Below are 19305 nucleotides of genomic sequence, written 5' to 3'. Positions count from 1 at the left end.
GTGCGTCGCCGGATTCTGCAGCCAGTCCCGCTTCCATTACAAGCGCCCTTCGGGGCGCTTTTTTATTGTCGATTTCCTCGTCAACACGGCAAATCGAGCGCCTTTAGACGACTGGTCTAATTTTAGGCTATGATGAACCGTCGGCTTTATTTCGGCTGTTGCATTTGTCGTATGCATCAGGCTGCAAAGCTTCAAAGACAGTGATCTCACTGTCTTTTTTATTCCGCTTTCATTTTTATTGAAGGATATTCATGACTTCCTTATTCGATCCCCTCAAAGTCGGTGACATCTCGCTCGCCAATCGTTTTGTCATGGCCCCGCTGACCCGCAGCCGCGCCGTTGAAGGCTTCAAACCCGGGCCGCTCACGGTGGAGTATTACCGCCAGCGCGCCACAGCCGGCCTGATCATTGCCGAAGCGACGCAAATCACCCAGATGGGCCAGGGTTACCTCGATACACCCGGCATCTATTCTCCTGAACAAGTAGCGGCATGGCGCGAAGTCACCAACGCCGTGCACGCGGCCGGCGGCAAGATCGTGCTGCAGCTGTGGCACGTCGGCCGCATCTCGCACACTTCGTTCCTGCCGGGCGGTGTCGCGCCGGTGTCGTCAACCAACCGTGCCGCCAACGCCAAAACCTTCACCACCGAGGGCTACCACGACGTGTCGACGCCGCGCGCCTTGCGCGACGACGAGTTGCCGGCGCTGGTCGAGGACTACCGCAAGGCGGCGCGCAACGCCATCGACGCCGGTTTCGACGGCGTTGAAGTGCATGCCGCCAATACGTACCTGCTGGAACAGTTCCTGCGCGACAGCGTCAACGATCGCAGCGGTCCTTACGGCGGCAGTATCGAGAACCGCGCGCGCCTGTTGCTCGAAGTCGTGCAAGCCGTGGCCAAGGAAGTCGGCGCCGGCCGCACCGGCATCCGCCTGAGCCCGATGACGACCTTCAATGACACCCCCGTCGACAGCGATCCGCAAGCGCTCTACAACTATGTGGTGGAACAGATCGCGCCGCTGGGCCTGGCCTATCTGCACGTGATCGAAGGCGAAACCGGCGGCGCCCGCGTGCCGGAAGGCGCGCCGGTGAAGTTCGATTACGCCGCGCTGCGCACCCGCTTCCCCGGCACCTTCATTGTCAACAACGGCTTTGACGGCGCCGAAGGACAAGCCATCGTCGCGGCCGGCAAAGCCGATGCGGTCGCCTTCGGCCGGCCGTTCATCGCCAATCCGGATCTGGTGCGCCGCGTGCGCGAAGCCAAGCCGCTCAATCCGCTGAACCCGGACACCTTGTACGGCGGCGGCGCTGAAGGCTACACCGACTATCCGGCGCTGACGGCGTAGTCACCGGTCGTTAATCATTGCAATGCCGGGGTCTTCGACGATGTCGCAGGCCTCGGCATTGTCGTATCTGCAACACCTCTTTTCCCTCCTGCATTCTTCCCGTCGATTCCATCCGCGACGGAACTAGTCGCACCTCATTCTGACCAAACAATTGATCCGCACTTCTGCCCCGCAGAAGTATTCAATCGCTTGAAAAGGAGACAGACATGCCCGAATTTTCCGACAAGGTGGCGCTGGTAACCGGTGCGGCCACCGGCATTGGCGAGGCCATTGCACGCAAGTTGTTTGACGAAGGCGCGACCGTCGTCGTCGCCGGACATGACAAGCAGGCGCTCGACGCCCTGCTCGCCGGACTAGATCCCGAAGGCGCACGCAGCCTCGCCGTCGAACTCGACGTGCGCGATCCCGATGCCATGCTGCGCGCGGTCGCAGCTGCAACCGATGCCTTCGGCGGCCTCGACCTGGCCGTCAACAATGCCGGCCTGACCGGGCCGCACGACACGCTGATAGAACATCTCTCGCTGGCGGACTGGAACACCGTCATCGGTACCGACCTCACCGGCATGTTCCTCAGCCTCAAGGCCGAGCTGCCCGCGCTGGTGCGACGCGGCGGCGGCGCCATCGTCAACTTGTCATCGGCCAACGGCGTGGTCGGCGTCGCCGGCATTTCCGCCTACACCGCCGCCAAGCACGGCGTGATCGGCCTCACCAAGACCGCCGCGCTGGAATACGCCGGCACAGGCGTGCGCGTCAATTGCATCGGCCCCGGCTACGTCGCCACACCGCGCATGCAGCAAATGCCGCAGGAAGCGCTCGACGCCATGGCGCAATCGCATCCGCTGCAACGCCTGGCGACGCGCGAGGAGGTGGCGGAGATGGCGGCCTTCCTGTTGTCGGAGCGAGCGTCGTTCTGCACCGGCGCGTTTTATCCGGTGGATGGCGGTTACACGGCGCGATAGAGGAGAAACGGCGGGGGAAACGTCGAGTGTGCAGTCCATGCAAAAAAATCTCCCGGCCGCCAAAAATCTGACGCTTCACTGACAAAAATGCGAATGAATTTTCAAGTAGCGACAGCAGGCCTTGCAATATCAGGATTTTCTCGCAAACTGAACGCAAGCAGCATTTTCTGGAATCTCGCAAACCCAGCGCCATAGCGCCTTTTCGTCCGTAGTAACAGCGCTACGAAATGCCGCACTGCAAACAGAAATTATCGATCCTCACTATAATTGCGCTGCATTTTTTACAATAATCCTTCCACCAAAAGTATGAGGAGATTTTCTATGCGGCTCTTACTCCTGTTGCCGTTCATTGGTCTATTGTGGGTCCCGTTTTACAACGACGAACTGCCCACGCTGCTTGGCTTCCCGTTTTTCTACTGGTATCAGTTCGCGTGGGTGCCGCTCACTGCGCTGATCATCTGGATCGTCTATAAAGACGGTCTCAAAAAGGGAGTCGAATAATGAATTCTTCTTCCATCAACTGGACGGCGCTCGGCGTCTTCATCTTCTTCTTCGCACTGGTCACCGTGATGGGCTTCTGGGCCTCGCGCTGGCAAAGCGGCGGTTCCGCCAACAAGGGCGCGCACCTCGACGAATGGGGCCTGGGCGGCCGTAACTTCGGCACCTGGATTACCTGGTTCCTGGTCGGCGGCGACTTCTACACCGCCTATACCGTCATCGCGGTGCCGGCACTGGTGTATGCGGTCGGCGCTTATGGTTTCTTCGCGCTGCCGTACACGATCCTGGTCTATCCTATCGTGTTCCTGATCATGCCGAAGCTGTGGCACGCCGCGCACAAAGCCGGCCACGTCACCGCCGCCGACGTCGTCTTCGGCCGCTACAAGTCGCGCAAGCTGGAACTGGCCATCGCCCTGACCGGCGTCGTCGCCACCATGCCGTACATCGCACTGCAACTGATCGGCATGGAAGTCGTCATCAAGGCGCTCGGCGTTACCGGCGAGCTGCCATTGCTTGCCGCCTTCGTTATCCTGGCGCTGTACACCTACTCGGCCGGCCTGCGCGCACCTGCGCTGATCGCCTTCGTCAAGGACCTGATGATCTACATCGTGGTGCTGGTGGCGGTGGTGCTGGTACCGATGAAACTGGGCGGCTACGGCATCGTGTTCAACTCGGCGCGCGAGGCGTTTGCCGCCAAGGGCGGCGCCACCGGCCTGACGCTCAAGCCGGCGCAGTTCCTGCCGTTTGCTTCGCTGGCGCTAGGTTCGGCCATGGCTGCCTTCATGTATCCGCATACACTGACCGGCATCTTCGCGGCCAAGAGTGCCGACACGATCCGCAAGAACGCCGTATTCCTGCCTGCGTACACCGTGCTGCTCGGCCTGATCGCACTGCTGGGCTACATGGCCTACGCGGCTGGCGTCAAGGTTGAAGCCAACAATGATGTCGTGCCAGCCCTGTTCAACGCCATGTTCCCGAGCTGGTTCAGCGGCTTCGCGTTTGCGGCGATCGCCATCGGTGCGCTGGTACCGGCGGCAGTGATGTCGATCGGTGCGGCCAACCTCTTCACGCGCAACTTCTGGAAGCCGTACGTGAATCCTGGCGTGTCGGCCGAAGGCGAAGCCAAGGTCGCCAAAATCGTCTCGCTGGTGGTCAAGTTCGGCGCGCTGGTGTTCATCCTGTTCCTGCCGACCAAGTTCGCACTTGACCTGCAGTTGCTGGGCGGCGTGTGGATTCTGCAAACCTTCCCGGCGCTGGTGTTCGGCCTGTTCATCGGCTGGTTCGGCGCCAACGCGCTGCTGACCGGCTGGGCAGTCGGCATCGTCGGCGGCAGCTGGCTGGCGTATGCGGACGGCATCAAGCCGGTGCATACCTTCCACATCGGCGCCGATGCGTACACGCTCTACACCGGTCTGATCGCTCTGGCGCTCAACATCGTTGTGGCTGTCGTGGTGCAGTTGGTGTTCGGCAAGGGCGGTGCGAAAGCGCCGGCATTGAAGCACTGATGCAGTAGTCTTACCCGCAACAAGAAAAAGCCACGTTCCTGCGAACGTGGCTTTTTTATTTGCAGTACCTGCCGGCTCAGCGATTGACGACCTTTGCCGGAATGAAGCTCAGCACCAGCACCGCCGATAACGCCAGCATCGCCGCCACGAAAAACAGCCCTGACGAGACCGAATGGGTCTGCGTTTTGAGCCAGCCGATTACCGATGGGCTGACAAAACCCGCCAGGTTGCCGGTGCAGTTGATCAGTGCAATCCCGGCTGCTGCACCGGCGCCGCCGAGAAAGGCGGTCGGCAATGCCCAGAACATCGCCACCGCGGTCACCACGCCCATGGCGCCCAGGCTCAGGCCGAAGATCGCCGGCGCGATCTGGTTCTCGCTCATGGCGCAGATGCAGAAGCCGATCGCCGCGACCAGCACCGGCACGATGACGTGCCAGCGGCGCTCGCGGAAGTGGTCGGCGCTGCGGCTGGCCAGCAGCATCGAAATCAGCGCAGCGGTGTAAGGGATCATCGCCAGCAGGCCGATGTGGAAAGGATCGGCGATGCCGGCGCTGCGAATGATGCTCGGCAGCCAGAAGCCGATCGCATACGACCCCATGATCACGCCGAACAGGATCAGGCACAGCAGCCACACGCGCGGCGACAGCATGACGCTCCTGATCGAGCTATGCGTGCGCAGCTGGGCGTCCTGATCGATTTCGTTCTTGATCAGATTCTTTTCTTCCGCATTGAGCCAGGTGACGTCGGCCACGCGGTCGTCGAGATAACAATAGATCACCACGCTCAGGATCACCGCCGGAATCGCTTCGAGGATGAACAGCCACTGCCAGCCCGACATGCCCATGGTGCCGGCGAAGGCGTACATGATGTAGCCCGACAGCGGCGCGCCGACGATGCCCGAGACCGGATTGCCGGCCATGAACATGGCCGTCATGCGGCCGCGCCGGTGCGAGGGAAACCAGTAGGTCAGATACAGGATTACGCCGGGGAAGAAGCCCGCCTCCGCCACGCCAAGCAGGAAGCGGATCACGTAGAACATCATTGGCGAATCGACCCATGCCGTGGCCGCCGACAGTACGCCCCAGGTGATCATGATGCGGGCGATCCAGCGCCGCGCGCCGAGCTTGTGCAGCAGCAGATTGCTCGGCACTTCGAACAGGAAATAGCCGAGGAAGAATAATCCTGCACCGAGGCCATACACGGCATCGCTGAATTGCAGATCGTTGAGCATCTGCAGCTTGGCGAAACCGATGTTGACGCGGTCGAGATAAGCCACGACGTAGCTCACGAACAGCAGCGGGATGAAGCGCCAGGCGGCGCGCTTGAAAACAGCGTTGGCCGCGTCCTGCGATGTCGCGGATAAAGTGTGTGCGGCCGAAGCCAGCGTGGTGTTGGGTTGCATGGTGTCTCCTGTTGTCTTGTCGGCGATGGCGGCATGCTCTTTGCAGTCGCGCCGTTGCTCTTTTTATGTCGTATGAATATTGTCGGAATATTGTTGGGATATCCTCGTGTGATGCCTTGATTCAATGCGCTGCCGCTTCCTCCACCTGACCGCGATAGAGCTGGAAGCCGAGCGCGTCGAGTTGCCGCAGCAAGCTCTCGCGCTGGATCCGGTCCAGCTCCACAAGCGGTGCGCGCAACTTGTCCCACGCCGGATCATGGAGACCCGAGGCCATCGCCGCCTTCATCGCGGCGATCATCGGGAACTGGCCAAAGACTGCGCGCACCTGATTCAAAGCAGCCTGCCGCGCCATCGCATCGTCATTTTTCCAATCGTGCAGCAGGCCGGCGATACCGCCCGGATTGACGTTGGCCGTGGCTGAAATCACGCCTGCGCCGCCGTGGCGCATGGTGTCGACCAAGGCGATTTCGCTGCCGGCAAACACGTCAAAGCCATCCTTGCCGAACTCCTTCAGCATGGCCGCCGTGTTGTCCCAATCGCCTGAACTGTCCTTGACGCCGGCGATGACACCCGGGAAGGCTTTCAGCAAGCGCTCGATCAGCGCCAGGCTGATGCCGACCTGCGTCACCGCCGGGATGTGGTACAGGTAGACGCGCAAGCTGGCATCGCCGACGGCATCAATCATGCCGGCGAAGGAGCGGAACAAACCCTCTTCGCTCACGCCCTTGTAGAAGAACGGCGGCAACACCAGCACGCCGCCGCAACCGGCAGTGACGGCATGACGCGCCAGCTCGGCGGTGTCCTCCAGATTGCAGGCGCCGACGCCGGGCATCATGCGTGCGGCCGGCATGCCGGCGGCGAGGACGGCGTCGAGCAAGGCGCGCTTTTCTTTCACGCTCATCGAGGTCGCCTCGGAATTGGTGCCGAAGATCGCGAGGCCGACGTCGTGGTTGAGCAAGGTGCGGCAATGTTCGATGAAGCGCGGCACCGACGGCGAACCGTCCGCCTCGAATGGCGTGAGCACCGGCGACAGTACGCCGCGCAGTTTGGGAATAAGTGAAACGGACATGAGCTTGGTCTCCTTGGGTATTGCTGTGGACGCCAGTATTGCGCGATCAGCTCAGGAGAATAGTTATGCTCTTGTTACGTCAATCAATAGAATTTTTATCTTCCTGACGGGAAAGATAGAACCTCTTATTTGTCCTCTTTCCACTTCTTGACCAGCTCCAGGAATGAGCTCACCAGCCGCGTGCGCGCCGAGGTGCGCGTCCAGATCATGCCGACCACTCTCCTGGATGAGCGATGCGGCAGCGGCCAGCGTTTCAGTTCGAGATTGTTGCCGCGCGCCGCCAGCCAGGCCGGCACCAGCGACACGCCGATCCCTTTATCGACCAGCGCCGCGATCGAATCAAGGCCGTCGAGCTCGCAGCGCTGACGCGTGCGGATGCCGTACTGGCGCAGATAGGCGTCGGCGAACTGGCCGCCGACGGTGCCGCGGTCATAGCGCAGGAAGGGTTCGCTCTCCAGCGTCGCGTGTACATCAGTAACTTTCATCGATGCGGGCGTCAGCAAGACCAGCGGCTCTTCGCGCATGGTGTGCCAGCCGCAACTCTTGGGCAATTCGAACAACGGCTGGATCAGCAATGCTGCGTCGAGGTCGCCATCCACCACTTTGCGAAACAGCGTGGCGGAGGTGCCCGGCTCCAGGTAAGTATCAACTTGCGGATGCCGGCTCAGGAACTGTGACACCAGATCCGGCAACACCGCCAGCATCATGGTCGGTGCAGCGCCGAGGCGCAGTTGCCCGGACAAGTCCGAACTGTCGTTGAGGTCGTCGCGCAGATCGCGGATGTCGCGCAAGACCTTGCGGCCGCGCTCGAGGATGCGCGCGCCTGCCTCGGTCGGCGCCACCGTGCGGCCGGAGCGGCGAATCAGGCTCATGCCCATTTCCTCTTCCAGCATCTTGACGCGCTGCGCCACGGCGGCGGGCGTGAGGTCGAGCCGGCGCGCGGCTTCGGCGATGGAGCCGAGTTCGGCCACGTGAATGAAGCTCTGCAGAAAACGTGAATCCATGTGTCCCTCCCTGTGGGCAAGCTAAGCGAGCATCGGATCTCCGCCCGATCAATAGAATAATTATCTTTTTAAGATATCGGAACGTACTGTTTTCATCGATTCACGTCAATCAGAATGTGCCGGACGCTGCAGCAACTCATGTATGCAGCGCGCCCATTTACTCATGAATCAGGAGGACACAAAACATGCCCATCATCCAATCCATCTCGGTCTGCTTCGCCGAAGTGCCGCTCGACCGTGTCACGTCCTTCGCCACGCGCACCGTCTCGTCGCGTCACTACGGCCTGGTCAAGATGCGCTCGACTGACGGCGTCGAAGGCATCGGCTTTTGCTACGTCGGCAGCACCGGCGGCGCGATCCTGACTGCGGCAGTCGAACAATTGCTGGCGCCGGTGCTGATCGGCAAAGACTCTTACGCAGTCGAAGGCCTTTGGCAGGCGATGTACCAGGAAGCCTTGCTGCAAGGACGCGCCGGCACCGTCATGCGCGCGCTGAGCATTCTCGACACGGCGATCTGGGATCTTAATGCGCGCACCCACCAACTGCCGCTGCACAAATACCTCGGCGCGGTGCATCTCGATGAAGTGCCTGCTTACGCCAGCGGCGGCTACTACCTCGACGGCAAGACGCCGCAGATGCTCGGCGATGAAATGGCCAGCTATGTCGACAAGGGTTTCAAGGCGGTGAAGATGAAGTCAGGACGTCTCTCGCCCAAGGAAGAAGAAGCGCGCGTGCGCGCCGCACGCGAAGCCATCGGCCCGGACATCGAGCTGATGCTGGACATCAACAACGGCTGGGGCGATGTCACCCAAGCCTTGCAACACGTGAACCGCATCGAGCAATACGATCCCTACTTCATCGAAGAACCGTTTTCACCGGACGACATCGACAGCCACGCCAAACTTGCGAAACTCACGCGCGTGCCGATCGCCACCGGCGAAATCGGTTACGGCCGCTGGTATCACAAGGAGTTGCTGGACAAGGACGCCGCCGCGATTCTGCAGACCGATGCCGTGGTCTGCGGCGGCATCACCGAATGGCGGCGCATTGCGGCGACGGCGGCGAGCTACGGCAAGATCATGTGCCCGCACTGGTTCCATGACGTGCATGCCCCGCTGGTGGCGGCGACGCCGAATGCGCGCTACGTGGAATTCTTCTGGGACGACCAGGTGCTGAACTTCCGCCGCCTGATCGATCGCCAGCTGGAACATCGCAACGGCAACGTGATCCTGCATCAGACGCCAGGGCTGGGATTCAACTTCAACGAGACGCAGGTGGCGAAGTACGGCAAATGGACTACCGTAGGCAAATAAGCATGTAAAAAATGGCAGGAACCGGATCGCCGGCGCCTGCCATTTTCCATTATTGCTGATTACTTTTTATATCCTCAAGACTTCATGCCATCAGAACCGGTGGCGCAGCCCCAGGCGCACCACATTCTGCGAGCTGTCGTCGGCAGGCGACGACGAGTATGCCGCGTTGACGACGCCTGGATTGATGACATCCTTGGCGCGCTGGTTGGTGTACAGCGCATAGACGTCGGTGCGCTTGGACAGGTAGTAATCCACGCCGACGTTAAGCTGTGTCGATGAAACCTTGGTGGCGCCCGTCGTCACACGATTGATGTTGGCGCGGTCATAGATCACGCTGCCCAGCAAGTGCAGGTTGCCGGTGAGCGCATAGTCGACGCCGACGTCGAAGATGTTGGCCTTGGTTGCGGTAACGATCTGCACCAGGCCCGTCGCCGCGACGGCAGCAGCAGCGGGTTGCTTCGACTGCGACCACGCCGCGTACAGCTTGGCCGGGCCGGCCTGGTAGCTGGTGCCGATGGTGAAGGTCTTCAGGTTGGTGTCGCCTGCACGGGCCGGCAAGGCATCTGCCGCCAGTTTGCTCTGGTAGTAACCGGCGCCGATGCCGAACGGACCGTTGCTGTAGTTGCCTGCCAAGCCGAAGGACTGGCCTGCGGACGTCTTGCCCGCCACTTCCCCGAAGCCGTAGAACAGACTGCCGGTAAAGCCGCCCATGTTGACCGTGTCATAGCGCACCGAGTTGTCGGTACGCGCACCGCCCGCAACGCGGTCCAGGTTGTTGAAGTGGCCTCCCTTGACGCCATTGGCGCCGAAGGTCTGCACCGAGGTGTATCTGGAGCCGATGTCTTCCAGATAGTCAGTCTGGCGACCGATGGTGACGGTACCGAAGCCGCCGCTCAGGCCGACTACGGATTTGCGATCGAACAACGTGTTGGCAGTGCCCATGGCGCCGGTGTCGTTATTGAAGCCGTTTTCCAGATTGAAAATTGCCGTCAGGCCGCCACCGAGGTCTTCCACGCCTTTGAAGCCGATGCGCGAGGTTGCCATGTCGCCCGAATCAAGGCTGAAGCGGCTGCCGTTGGTGGCGCCGACTTTGCTGGTGTAGGTCAGGCCGGTGTCGATGATGCCGTAGACGGTGACGCTGCTTTGGGCCTGCGCGGTGAGTGTGACGGTCGTGCCGGCCACGGCGGACAGAGCCGCCAGGGCGAATACGCTTTTCTTCATGAAAATCCCTGAGTCAGATGGTGGAATAGGTAGGTGTATGTTCGATTTTTTTATTGTCGTTCGCAGGAACGCCTCCGGTATCGTGTGGTGACGATCCGTGTATGGAAGGTGCTGCAGCGGATGGTGGGTGTGCAGCCCTGTATCGAACATGGCGGATTATATTTACGTGCTATCCAGCGGTGTATAGCGGAAAACCCGTAGATGTGCGATTACAACAAGCTAGTGGGTATGTTTTATCTTTGCTGCTTAAAAAAGACATAAAAAAAGCCGCTCATGAAAGCGGCTTCTAAAAGTACTTCTAACGGGAAGAAATTAATCGAAGCTCAGTTGCACCTTCATCATCTTCGACCGATCGCCCGCAATCTCGAAAGCCTCGACCGACTTCTCGAACGGATACGTCGCCGAAATCAAGGGCTTCACGTCGACCAGTTTCTGGTTCATCAATTCCACAGCCAGTGCGAACTCTTCGTGGAAGCGGAAGGCGCCGCGCCATTCCAGTTCTTTGCCGACCAGCAGGTTGGCCGGGAAGTTGATATCGCCGCCCAAGCCGACCTGCACGATCACCGCACCGGGACGCAGCGTGTCGAGCGCGCCGCGCAGCGCCTGCTCGTTGCCGCTGGCTTCGAACAGCACGTCGAAGGTGCCTTTGTCCTGCGTAAAGGCCTTGAGCGCTTCGGCGTCCTGCGCGACGTTGATGGCCTGATCGGCGCCGACTTTCAAGGCGCTCTCCAACGGCATCTTGGCGACGTCGGTGACGACGATCTGCAAGGCGCCGGCACGGCGCGCAGCGATCACGGTCAACGCGCCGATCGGGCCGCAGCCGGTGACCAGCACGCGCTTTCCGAACAGCGGGCCGGCGCGGCGCACGGCATGCAAGGCTACCGACAAGGGCTCGGCCATCGCCGCTTCGCCGTCGCTGACGTGATCGGCGACCACGTGCGCCTGAGCACGCTCAATGATGATCTCCTGGCGGAAGGCGCCCTGCACGTGCGGCATGCGCATCGCGCTGCCGTAGAAGCGCATGTCGAGGCAGTGATTCTGCTTGCCTTCCTGGCAGTACTTGCACAGGCCGCAGGGATTGCTCGGGCTGATGGAAATGCGGGTACCGGCCTTGATGTCGCCGATGGCTGAACCGGTTTCAGCGATCACGCCGGAGACTTCATGGCCGAGCACCATCGGCTCCTTGATGCGCACGGTGCCGAAGCCGCCGTTGTGATAATAGTGCAGGTCGGAGCCGCAGATGCCGCCGGCCTTGACCTTCACCTTGAGCTGATGCGGCTGCAGTTCTGCGGTCTGCAATTCCTGGACGCGCAGGTCGTGCGGCGCGTGGATGACGATGCCTTGTTGCATGATGTGTTCTCCGCTGTCTTGTTATTTATAAGGTTGCCGTGACGCCGCCGTCGACGTACAGGATGTGGCCGTTGACGAATTTCGAGGCATCGCTGGACAGGAACACGGCCGCGCCGACCAGGTCCTCGACGTCGCCCCAGCGACGTGAAGGCGTACGGCCGATCAGCCACTCGGAGAATTTTTCATCGGCGACCAGCGCCATGTTCATCTCGGTCTTGAAGTAGCCCGGCCCGAGGCCGTTGACTTGCAGGCCGTACTTGCCCCAGTCGATCGCCATGCCTTTGGTGAACATCTTCACTGCGCCCTTGGTCGCCGTGTACGGCGCGATGTTGGGACGACCGAGTTCGCTCTGCACTGAACAGACGTTGATGATCTTGCCGCGGCCGCGTTTGATCATGCCTTGCGCGACGGCCTTGGCCGTGAAGAACACGCTGTTGAGATTGGTGCTGATCAGGTCGTTCCAGTCCGACTCCTTGAAGTCTTCCAGCGGCGCGCGGCGCTGGATACCGGCGTTGTTGAACAGGATCTCGATCGGGCCGATGTCGGCTTCGATCTTCGCCACGGCGGCTTCCACCGAGGCCGACGACGTCGCGTCGAAGGACGACTCGTGAATCGTGTAGCCCTCTTCGCGCAGCGTTGCAGCCACCGCGGCAAGCTTGGCCGCGTCACGGCCGTTGAGCACGATGGACGCGCCGGCAGCAGCCAGGCCGCGCGCCAGCGCCAGGCCGATGCCGCCGCTGGAACCGGTGATCAGCGCGAGCCGGCCGCTCAGCGAAAAACTCTGCAGGCCAGCGGGTAGTGTTGCGGTCATTCTGTCTCCTTGCTTGTTATGGTTGAGTCCGGTCGGAATTATTTGATGTCGAGCCGTTGGAACGCCGACAACGCGCGGTATTCGTCGGCCAGCTTGTGTGGAATCGCCATGAAGATCGGCCGCAGGCGATCATAGATGGCGACGTTTTCCGGAATCGGCAGATGGCGATTGGTCGAGCCGACCATGTCGGAAATGACGTCGAGCGATTTGATCTTGCCGAGCGCCAGCAAGCCGAGTACGGCGGCGCCTAGGCAGGATGACTCCACGCTTTGCGGCACCACCACTTCGCGGTTGAAGATGTCGGCCATCATTTGCCGCCACAAGGCCGAGCGTGCAAAGCCGCCGGTGGCCATCATGCGCTTGGTCGGGCCGATCAGGTCTTCGACCGCCGGCAGGATGGAATAGAGATTGAAGATCACGCCTTCGAGCGCGGCGCGGATCATGTGTTCCTTGCGATGATGCAGCGCCAGGCCGAAGAAGGAGCCGCGCAGGTCGGCGTTCCACAGCGGCGCCCGCTCTCCCGACAGATACGGATGGAACAGCAGCCCTTCTGCGCCCGGCGCGATGTGTTCGGCGATACGGGTCAGCGCGTCGTAGGGATCGACGCCGTCCTTGCGCGCCTGCTCCGCTTCGGCGGTGGCGAGTTCATCGCGCACCCAGCGGAAGATGTTGCCGCCGTTGTTGACCGGCCCGCCGACTACCCAATGCTGCTCCGTCAGCGCATAGCAGAAAGTGCGTCCGGAGGCATCCGTCACCGGCCGTTCGACCACCGTGCGCATGGCGCCGGAAGTGCCGATGGTGACCGCCACCTGGCCCGGATGGATGGCGTTGACGCCGAGATTCGACAGCACGCCGTCGTTGGCGCCGATGACGAACGGCGTATCGGTGCGCAAGCCGAGCTGTTCGGCGATTGCGTTGTCGAGCCCCTGCAATTGATGCGTGGTCGGCACCGGCTTGGGCAGCTGGCGCGCATCGACTTGCAGCAATGCCAGCGCGCCTTCGTCCCAGTCCAGTTGTTCGAGGTTGAACATGCCGGTGGCGGAGGCGATCGAATAATCCACCAGCCATTCGCCGAACAACCGGAACAAGACATATTCCTTGATGCCGACGAAGCGTGCGGCCTGCTTGAATACTTCGGCTCTTTCGTGACGCATCCACATCAGCTTGCACAGCGGCGACATCGGATGGATGGGCGTGCCGGTGCGGCTATAGATGGCCTGGCCGTCGAACTCGTTCTTGATGCGTTCGGCCCAGACGCTGGCGCGGATGTCGCCCCAGGTAATGCTGTTGCTGAGCAGGTTGTTGTGACCATCGAGCGCGATCAGGCTGTGCATGGCGGCGCTGAAGGAGACCAGTTCGATGTCGCCGGGCGCAGCCTTGGCCGCCGCGACGGCGCCGGCGATCGAGCCCAGCACGGCGTCGAACATCTGCAACGGATCCTGCTCGGACATGCCCGGCTCGGTGCACAGTACCGGATATTCGACGGCGTGCTGGGCCACCACCTGGCCGTCCAGCGCGAACACCACGGTCTTGGTGCTGGTGGTGCCGATATCGACGCCGAGCATGAAGTGCGACATGAGTATTTCCTTTACTGCTGCCGTGTAAAACGCTGTTGCGTTTAGACGACCAGGTTAAGCAACATGATGAAGATCAGCGCTACCACCGAGATGATGGTTTCCATCGCTGTCCAGGTCTTGAATGTTTCGCCGACGCTCATGTTGAAGTATTCCTTGACCAGCCAGAAGCCGGCGTCATTGACGTGCGACAGGATCAGCGATCCGGCGCCGGTCGCCAGCACCAGCAGCTCTCGGTTGGTGCCGGGGATCAGCGTCACCAGCGGCGCCACGATGCCGGCGCCGGTGATGGTCGCTACCGTCGCCGAACCGGTCGCCACGCGGATCACGCCTGCCACGAACCAGGCCAGCAGCAACGGCGAAATCTGTGCATGCACGGCCAACTGGCCGATCGCGGTGCCGACGCCGCTGTTGACCAGCATCTGCTTGAAGCCGCCGCCGGCGCCGATGATCAGCACGATGGCCGCAGTCGGCGCCAGGCTTTGATCAACGAACTTCAACACTTGCTGGCGCGTGAAACCGCGCGCCACGCCAAAAGTGTACAGCGACAGCAGCAGCGCCGCCAGCAAGGCCACGATCGGGTTGCCGATGAAGTCCATCAGGTCGCGCATGGCGTTGCCTTCCGGCAGGGTCACGTCGACGAAGGTTTTCAGCAACATCAGGAACACTGGCGACAGCACTGTCACCAGCGTGATCGCAAAGCCCGGCAGATCCTTGGTTTGCGGTTCGCGCGCCAGTTGCTCCATCAGCTCGTCGGACGGCTTGATGTCGACATACTTGGCGATGAAGGCGCCGAACATCGGGCCGGCGATGATCACCGTCGGCAGGCCGATTACGAGGCCGTAGAAGATGGTCTTGCCGATATCGGCGCCGAAGATGCCGATCGCCAGCAACGGACCCGGATGCGGCGGCACCAGACCGTGCATGACGGACAGGCTGGCCAGCATCGGCATGCCGATCTTGAACAGCGGCACGCCCGAGCGGCGCGAGACGATGAACACCAGCGGGATCAGCAGCACGAAGCCGATTTCAAAGAACAGCGGGATGCCGACCAGGAACGCGCCGATCATCATGGCCCAGTGCACGCGCTGCTTGCCGAAGGCGCGCACCAGCGTCTGCGCGATCTGGTCGGCGCCACCGGATTCGGCCATCATCTTGCCGAGCATGGTGCCCAGGCCCAGCACGATGCCGACGAAACCGAGCACGCCGCCGAAACCGTCCTGGAACGATTTGACGATCTTGGCCAGCGGCATGCCGGAAATCAGGCCGAGAAAACCGGAGGTGATGATCAGTGCGATGAAGGGGTGGACGCGCAGGCGCGTGATCATGACGATCAGCACCACAATCGCCAGGAAGGCGTTCAACAACAGGCTTGCTTCGTTACTCAATCCGAACATGTGGATGTCTCCAGGGGCGATAGTGCACACGGCCGCTACACGCGCACATGCGGAGAACCGCATTGCCGCGCCGTCAACACCATGCCTGCCATCCGTTGCGGAGTCTTTACATTGTCTCGACGAGGCGTCCCGGGTGCATGCATTGCAAACAACATCGGGACTGCCGTGCCCACTATCTGCGTAGTGTTTATGAAAGGGAATTTTTTGTTTTACGCCGAAATGTTAGCGTTAACATCGGCAGCGATGATAACGCTACCAAAATTTATGTGTCAAATCATTTGTATGAATATCTGGAGGGAGGAAACGTCCCGAAAAGGCCGATGCGGCGGCGCAGCATGGTTTTGAATGGGTGATTGTCCGGACGCTGAGGGTATGATGTCGGCAATTGAAATTTCCGTCCCGCCATGAGCAAAACCACCGCTGCCGAAAAAACCGCCAAGCCAACCAGAGCCGTCAAGGGAAGCCGCGCCACCGGCCGCGTCACCATCGTCGACGTGGCCGCCGAAGCGCGCGTCAGCCCGATGACCGTGTCGCGCGCATTGAAGTCGCCGGAGCTGGTGCAGCAAGAGGCGCGCGACCGCATCGCGGCGGCCATCCGCAAGCTCGGCTACGTGCCCAACCAGGCCGCCAGCACCCTGGCGTCGGCGCGCTCGCAGGTGATCGGCGTGCTGGTGCCGTCGCTGACCAATGCGGTGTTCATCGAAACCCTGAGCGGCATCCGCGACTACCTGTCGCAGGCCGGCTATCAGTTCCTGATCGGTGAAACCGGTTATTCGAAGGAGAAGGAAAGCCGGCTGATTTCGACTTACCTCGCGCATGCGCCTGACGGCTTCCTGCTGTCCAGCTCGGACCAGCACGACATCCTGCGGCGGCAACTGGCGGCGTCGAACATCCCGGCCGTGCGCATGTTCGATCTTGGCAAGAGCAACAGTGACATGTCGGTCGGCTTCTCGCAGACCAAGGCCGGCTATGCAGCGGCGCGGCATCTGATCGAACGCGGCTACCGCCGCCCCGCCTTCCTGGCGGCGCAGCTCGATCCGCGCATGATGAAGCGGCGCGAAGGCTTCCGCAAGGGACTCAGCGAAGCCGGCCTCGATCCGGATGTCGAAGTGCTGCTGCCGGCGCCGACTACCGTCGACATGGGCGCGCAACTGCTGGCGCGCGTGCTGGAGATCGCGCCGGACTGCGACGCCGTATTTTGCTGCAACGACGACCTCGCGCTGGGCGCCCTGTTCGAATGCCAGCGACGCGGCATCAAGGTGCCGCAGCAGATGGCGATCGCCGGCTTCAACGACCTGTCGTGGGCCGCCTGCGCCACACCGTCCATCACCACCATCATCACACCGCGCTACGACATCGGCTACAAGGCGGCGGAGATGTTGATTCGTCAACTCAAGGGCGAGCCGGTGGAGAAGGCAAGGCTCGATCTGGGCTTCGAACTCGCAGTGCGCGAGAGCACCTGAATCCCCGGCGGTACAGCGCATTTCACCAATACGCTGCGCTGCAAGGCGATTGATGAAGTGACCTCGACGCCTCGCGTACAGGCGGGAAATCAGAGCGCAGATTTCTTGATTTTTCTATGGACATCGAACTTCCAGAGGCTACAATCGTCTGATGCGAAAGCATGCGTTTCACCATAATTACAGACAACCTCAGGAGAATCCCCATGCGGAAAATCAACGGCTTGCTCAAGCCGGCTTCCATGGCATTGCTGCCGCTCTGCACTTCCCTCGCTTTCCTGCCTGCCCACGCACAAACTGCCGCACCTGCAGCTACACCCGCAGCTGCGCCGGTAGTCAAATACGACCTGACCTACGACATCATCAGCCCGGTGCAAGCCAAGAACGGCATGGTCGCGTCCGAGCAGGAACTGGCGACGCAAGTCGGCCTCGATATCCTGAAACGCGGCGGCAATGCGGTTGACGCCGGCGTCGCAGTCGGCTTCGCACTGGCGGTAGTGCTGCCGAATGCAGGCAACATCGGCGGCGGCGGCTTCATGATGATCCACGATGCCAAGACCGGCAAGAACGTGGCGCTGGATTTCCGTGAAATGGCGCCGGCCAAGGCTACCCGTGACATGTACCTGGACGAAAAGGGCAATGTCGCTCCGGGTCGCTCGCTGTATACCCACCTGGCTATCGGCGTGCCGGGCACCGTCGCGGGCCTGACGCACGCGCTGCAAAAATACGGCACGATGAAGCTGTCCGACGTCATTGCGCCCGCCGTCAAGCTGGCGGAAAAAGGCTATGAAGTCAGCCCCAGCCTGGCGCTGATCCTGGCTGCGGAACGCGACCATCTGGGCCAGTGGGATTCAAGCAAGGCGATCTTCTTCAAGGATGGCCGCCCGCTCCGGGCCGGCGAAAAGCTGGTGCAGAAAGACCTCGCCAAATCGCTCAAGCTGATCGGCAAGAAAGGCCCTTCGGTATTTTATGAAGGTGAGATCGGCAAGAAGATCGTCGCCGAAATGGACAAGCACAATGGCCTGATCACCGCCGCCGACCTGAAGAACTACAAGGTCGTCGAACGTGAACCGGTGGTCGGCAATTATCACGGCTATCAGGTCATGTCGATGCCGCCGCCAAGCTCTGGCGGCATCCACATCATCCAGATGATGAACATCCTGGAACGCTATCCGCTGAAGCAATACGGCGCCGACAGCGCACAGACGATTCATCTGATGGCTGAAGCGATGAAGCTGGCGTATGCCGATCGCGCCGAATATCTGGGCGATCCGGATTTCAACAAGGTGCCGGTCAAGGGCCTGACCTCGCGCGCCTATGCCGACGAACTGGCCAAGAAGATCAATCCTGATCGCGCCACGCCGTCCGCTGAAATCAAGCCTGGCAAACCGCAGCCTTACGAAAGCGACCAGACCACGCACTTCTCGGTCGCCGACAACAAGGGCAACCTGATCGCCACGACCTACACGCTGAACCTGAACTTCGGCAGCGGTATCGTCGCCACCGGCACCGGTATCACGCTCAACAACGAGATGGACGATTTCTCGGCCAAGCCGGGCGTGCCGAACGCCTTCGGCCTGGTGGGCGGCGAAGCCAATGCGGTCGGTCCGGCCAAGCGTCCGTTGAGCTCGATGTCGCCGACCTTCGTGCTGAAGGACGGCAAGCCGTTCCTGGTGACCGGCAGCCCGGGCGGCAGCCGCATCATCACGACCACGCTGCAGACCATCCTGAACGTGATCGAGCATGACATGAACGTCGCCGAAGCAACCGTCACACCGCGCATCCATCATCAATGGGCGCCGGACCAGTTGCGCATCGAAAAGGGCATCAGCGCCGATACCATCAAGATCCTGCAGGACAAGGGCCAGAAGATCAGCGTGCAGCCATCGATGGGACGCACACAAACTATCCAGATCAAGGATGGGATGTTCTACGGGTATTCGGATCCGCGTAATCCGGATGGACGTACGCTGGGGTTCTGATGATTTAGTTGTGCTTAGTTGATTGTTGAAATGAAAATGCCGCCTGGTGAAGTCAGGCGGCATTTTTTATTGATGTTTTTTGTTTTTGTTCCGACTTACTGGCGGTCGGCTGACAATGCGGTTCTTTCTTCGATCAACCCTTCGCCGGGGGTAGCCCGGCAGCTACTCACTTTCTTTGTCTCGCCAAAGAAAGTAAGCAAAGAAAGGCGACCGCGGGATCCAGGTCCTTCGGACTTCCCGGTGCTGCGAAGCAAAAAATGGGAGGGGAAACAAACTCGCTACGCTCAGACAAGTTTCCCCTCTTTTTCCATTTTTCGCATCGCATCACCGGCTGGCTCCAAGCGGAACGGCCAAACTAGCTCGCTGCGCATCGCCTGGGGTCGCTCGCCTTCGGCGTCGCAATTGTTAGGTCAGCTG

The 19305-nt window shown here is 61.0% G+C and carries 15 protein-coding genes; 7 read left to right on the top strand and 8 right to left on the bottom strand.

From position 1 onward, the window contains the following. Positions 1-251 precede the first annotated feature (251 nt). The 4 genes from ACIROY_RS14485 (at position 252) to mctP (ending at position 4305) form a co-directional block, all read left to right on the top strand. Positions 252-1343: an alkene reductase gene (locus tag ACIROY_RS14485; RefSeq protein WP_402278146.1), complete on the top strand. Its 1092-nt coding sequence runs from the start codon at positions 252-254 to the stop codon at positions 1341-1343. A gap of 206 nt (positions 1344-1549) precedes the next feature. After that, positions 1550-2302 (top strand): SDR family NAD(P)-dependent oxidoreductase, encoded by a 753-nt coding sequence (locus ACIROY_RS14480; RefSeq protein WP_402342126.1) that lies wholly within the window; start codon positions 1550-1552, stop codon positions 2300-2302. Positions 2303-2623: 321 nt separating this feature from the next. Next, positions 2624-2803 (top strand): DUF3311 domain-containing protein, encoded by a 180-nt coding sequence (locus tag ACIROY_RS14475; RefSeq protein ID WP_116434812.1) that lies wholly within the window; start codon positions 2624-2626, stop codon positions 2801-2803. Next, positions 2803-4305, top strand: coding sequence for a monocarboxylate uptake permease MctP (mctP, locus tag ACIROY_RS14470; protein ID WP_402278148.1), 1503 nt, complete (start codon positions 2803-2805; stop codon positions 4303-4305). Before ACIROY_RS14475 ends, mctP begins: the two co-directional genes overlap by 1 nt. Positions 4306-4381: 76 nt before the next feature. Here mctP and ACIROY_RS14465 read toward each other — a convergent pair whose 3' ends face one another. The 3 genes from ACIROY_RS14465 to ACIROY_RS14455 form a co-directional block, all read right to left on the bottom strand. Continuing rightward, positions 4382-5707 carry an MFS transporter gene (locus ACIROY_RS14465; protein ID WP_402342125.1) on the bottom strand — a complete coding sequence of 442 codons (1326 nt, stop codon included), beginning with the start codon at positions 5705-5707 and terminating at the stop codon, positions 4382-4384. A gap of 121 nt (positions 5708-5828) precedes the next feature. Continuing rightward, positions 5829-6776, bottom strand: coding sequence for a dihydrodipicolinate synthase family protein (locus ACIROY_RS14460; RefSeq protein WP_402342123.1), 948 nt, complete (start codon positions 6774-6776; stop codon positions 5829-5831). 125 nt (positions 6777-6901) lie between these two features. Next, on the bottom strand, positions 6902-7780 hold the full coding sequence (locus tag ACIROY_RS14455) for a LysR family transcriptional regulator (protein ID WP_402278151.1): 879 nt from the start codon (positions 7778-7780) through the stop codon (positions 6902-6904). Positions 7781-7965: 185 nt separating this feature from the next. Here ACIROY_RS14455 and ACIROY_RS14450 point away from each other — a divergent pair, with 185 nt between their 5' ends. Further along, positions 7966-9093, top strand: coding sequence for a mandelate racemase/muconate lactonizing enzyme family protein (locus ACIROY_RS14450; RefSeq protein WP_402342121.1), 1128 nt, complete (start codon positions 7966-7968; stop codon positions 9091-9093). Between the two features lie 90 nt (positions 9094-9183). Here ACIROY_RS14450 and ACIROY_RS14445 read toward each other — a convergent pair whose 3' ends face one another. The 5 genes from ACIROY_RS14445 to ACIROY_RS14425 form a co-directional block, all read right to left on the bottom strand. After that, positions 9184-10314, bottom strand: a complete 1131-nt coding sequence (locus ACIROY_RS14445; RefSeq protein ID WP_402342119.1) for a porin — start codon at positions 10312-10314, stop codon at positions 9184-9186. Positions 10315-10626: 312 nt separating this feature from the next. Beyond that, complete coding sequence (locus ACIROY_RS14440; RefSeq protein WP_402278154.1) at positions 10627-11664, bottom strand: L-idonate 5-dehydrogenase; 1038 nt, start codon at positions 11662-11664, stop codon at positions 10627-10629. Between the two features lie 25 nt (positions 11665-11689). Next, on the bottom strand, positions 11690-12475 hold the full coding sequence (locus ACIROY_RS14435; RefSeq protein ID WP_402278155.1) for an SDR family NAD(P)-dependent oxidoreductase: 786 nt from the start codon (positions 12473-12475) through the stop codon (positions 11690-11692). Positions 12476-12513: 38 nt separating this feature from the next. Then, positions 12514-14052, bottom strand: a complete 1539-nt coding sequence (gntK, locus tag ACIROY_RS14430) for a gluconokinase (protein ID WP_402342117.1) — start codon at positions 14050-14052, stop codon at positions 12514-12516. Between the two features lie 41 nt (positions 14053-14093). Next, on the bottom strand, positions 14094-15446 hold the full coding sequence (locus ACIROY_RS14425; protein ID WP_402342116.1) for a GntP family permease: 1353 nt from the start codon (positions 15444-15446) through the stop codon (positions 14094-14096). Between the two features lie 404 nt (positions 15447-15850). On the opposite strand from ACIROY_RS14425, the gene ACIROY_RS14420 reads away from it, so the two are divergent. Both ACIROY_RS14420 and ggt read left to right on the top strand, forming a co-directional pair. Continuing rightward, positions 15851-16909, top strand: coding sequence for a LacI family DNA-binding transcriptional regulator (locus ACIROY_RS14420; RefSeq protein ID WP_402342114.1), 1059 nt, complete (start codon positions 15851-15853; stop codon positions 16907-16909). Positions 16910-17112: 203 nt separating this feature from the next. After that, positions 17113-18888, top strand: a complete 1776-nt coding sequence (ggt, locus tag ACIROY_RS14415) for a gamma-glutamyltransferase (protein WP_402342113.1) — start codon at positions 17113-17115, stop codon at positions 18886-18888. Positions 18889-19305 lie beyond the last annotated feature (417 nt).

Source organism: Herbaspirillum sp. NPDC101396 (genome assembly GCF_044767365.1).
Lineage (GTDB): Bacteria > Pseudomonadota > Gammaproteobacteria > Burkholderiales > Burkholderiaceae_D > Herbaspirillum.
The sequence above is the reverse complement of the archived record's forward strand: the minus strand, read 5'-3'. Positions and strand labels throughout refer to the sequence as shown.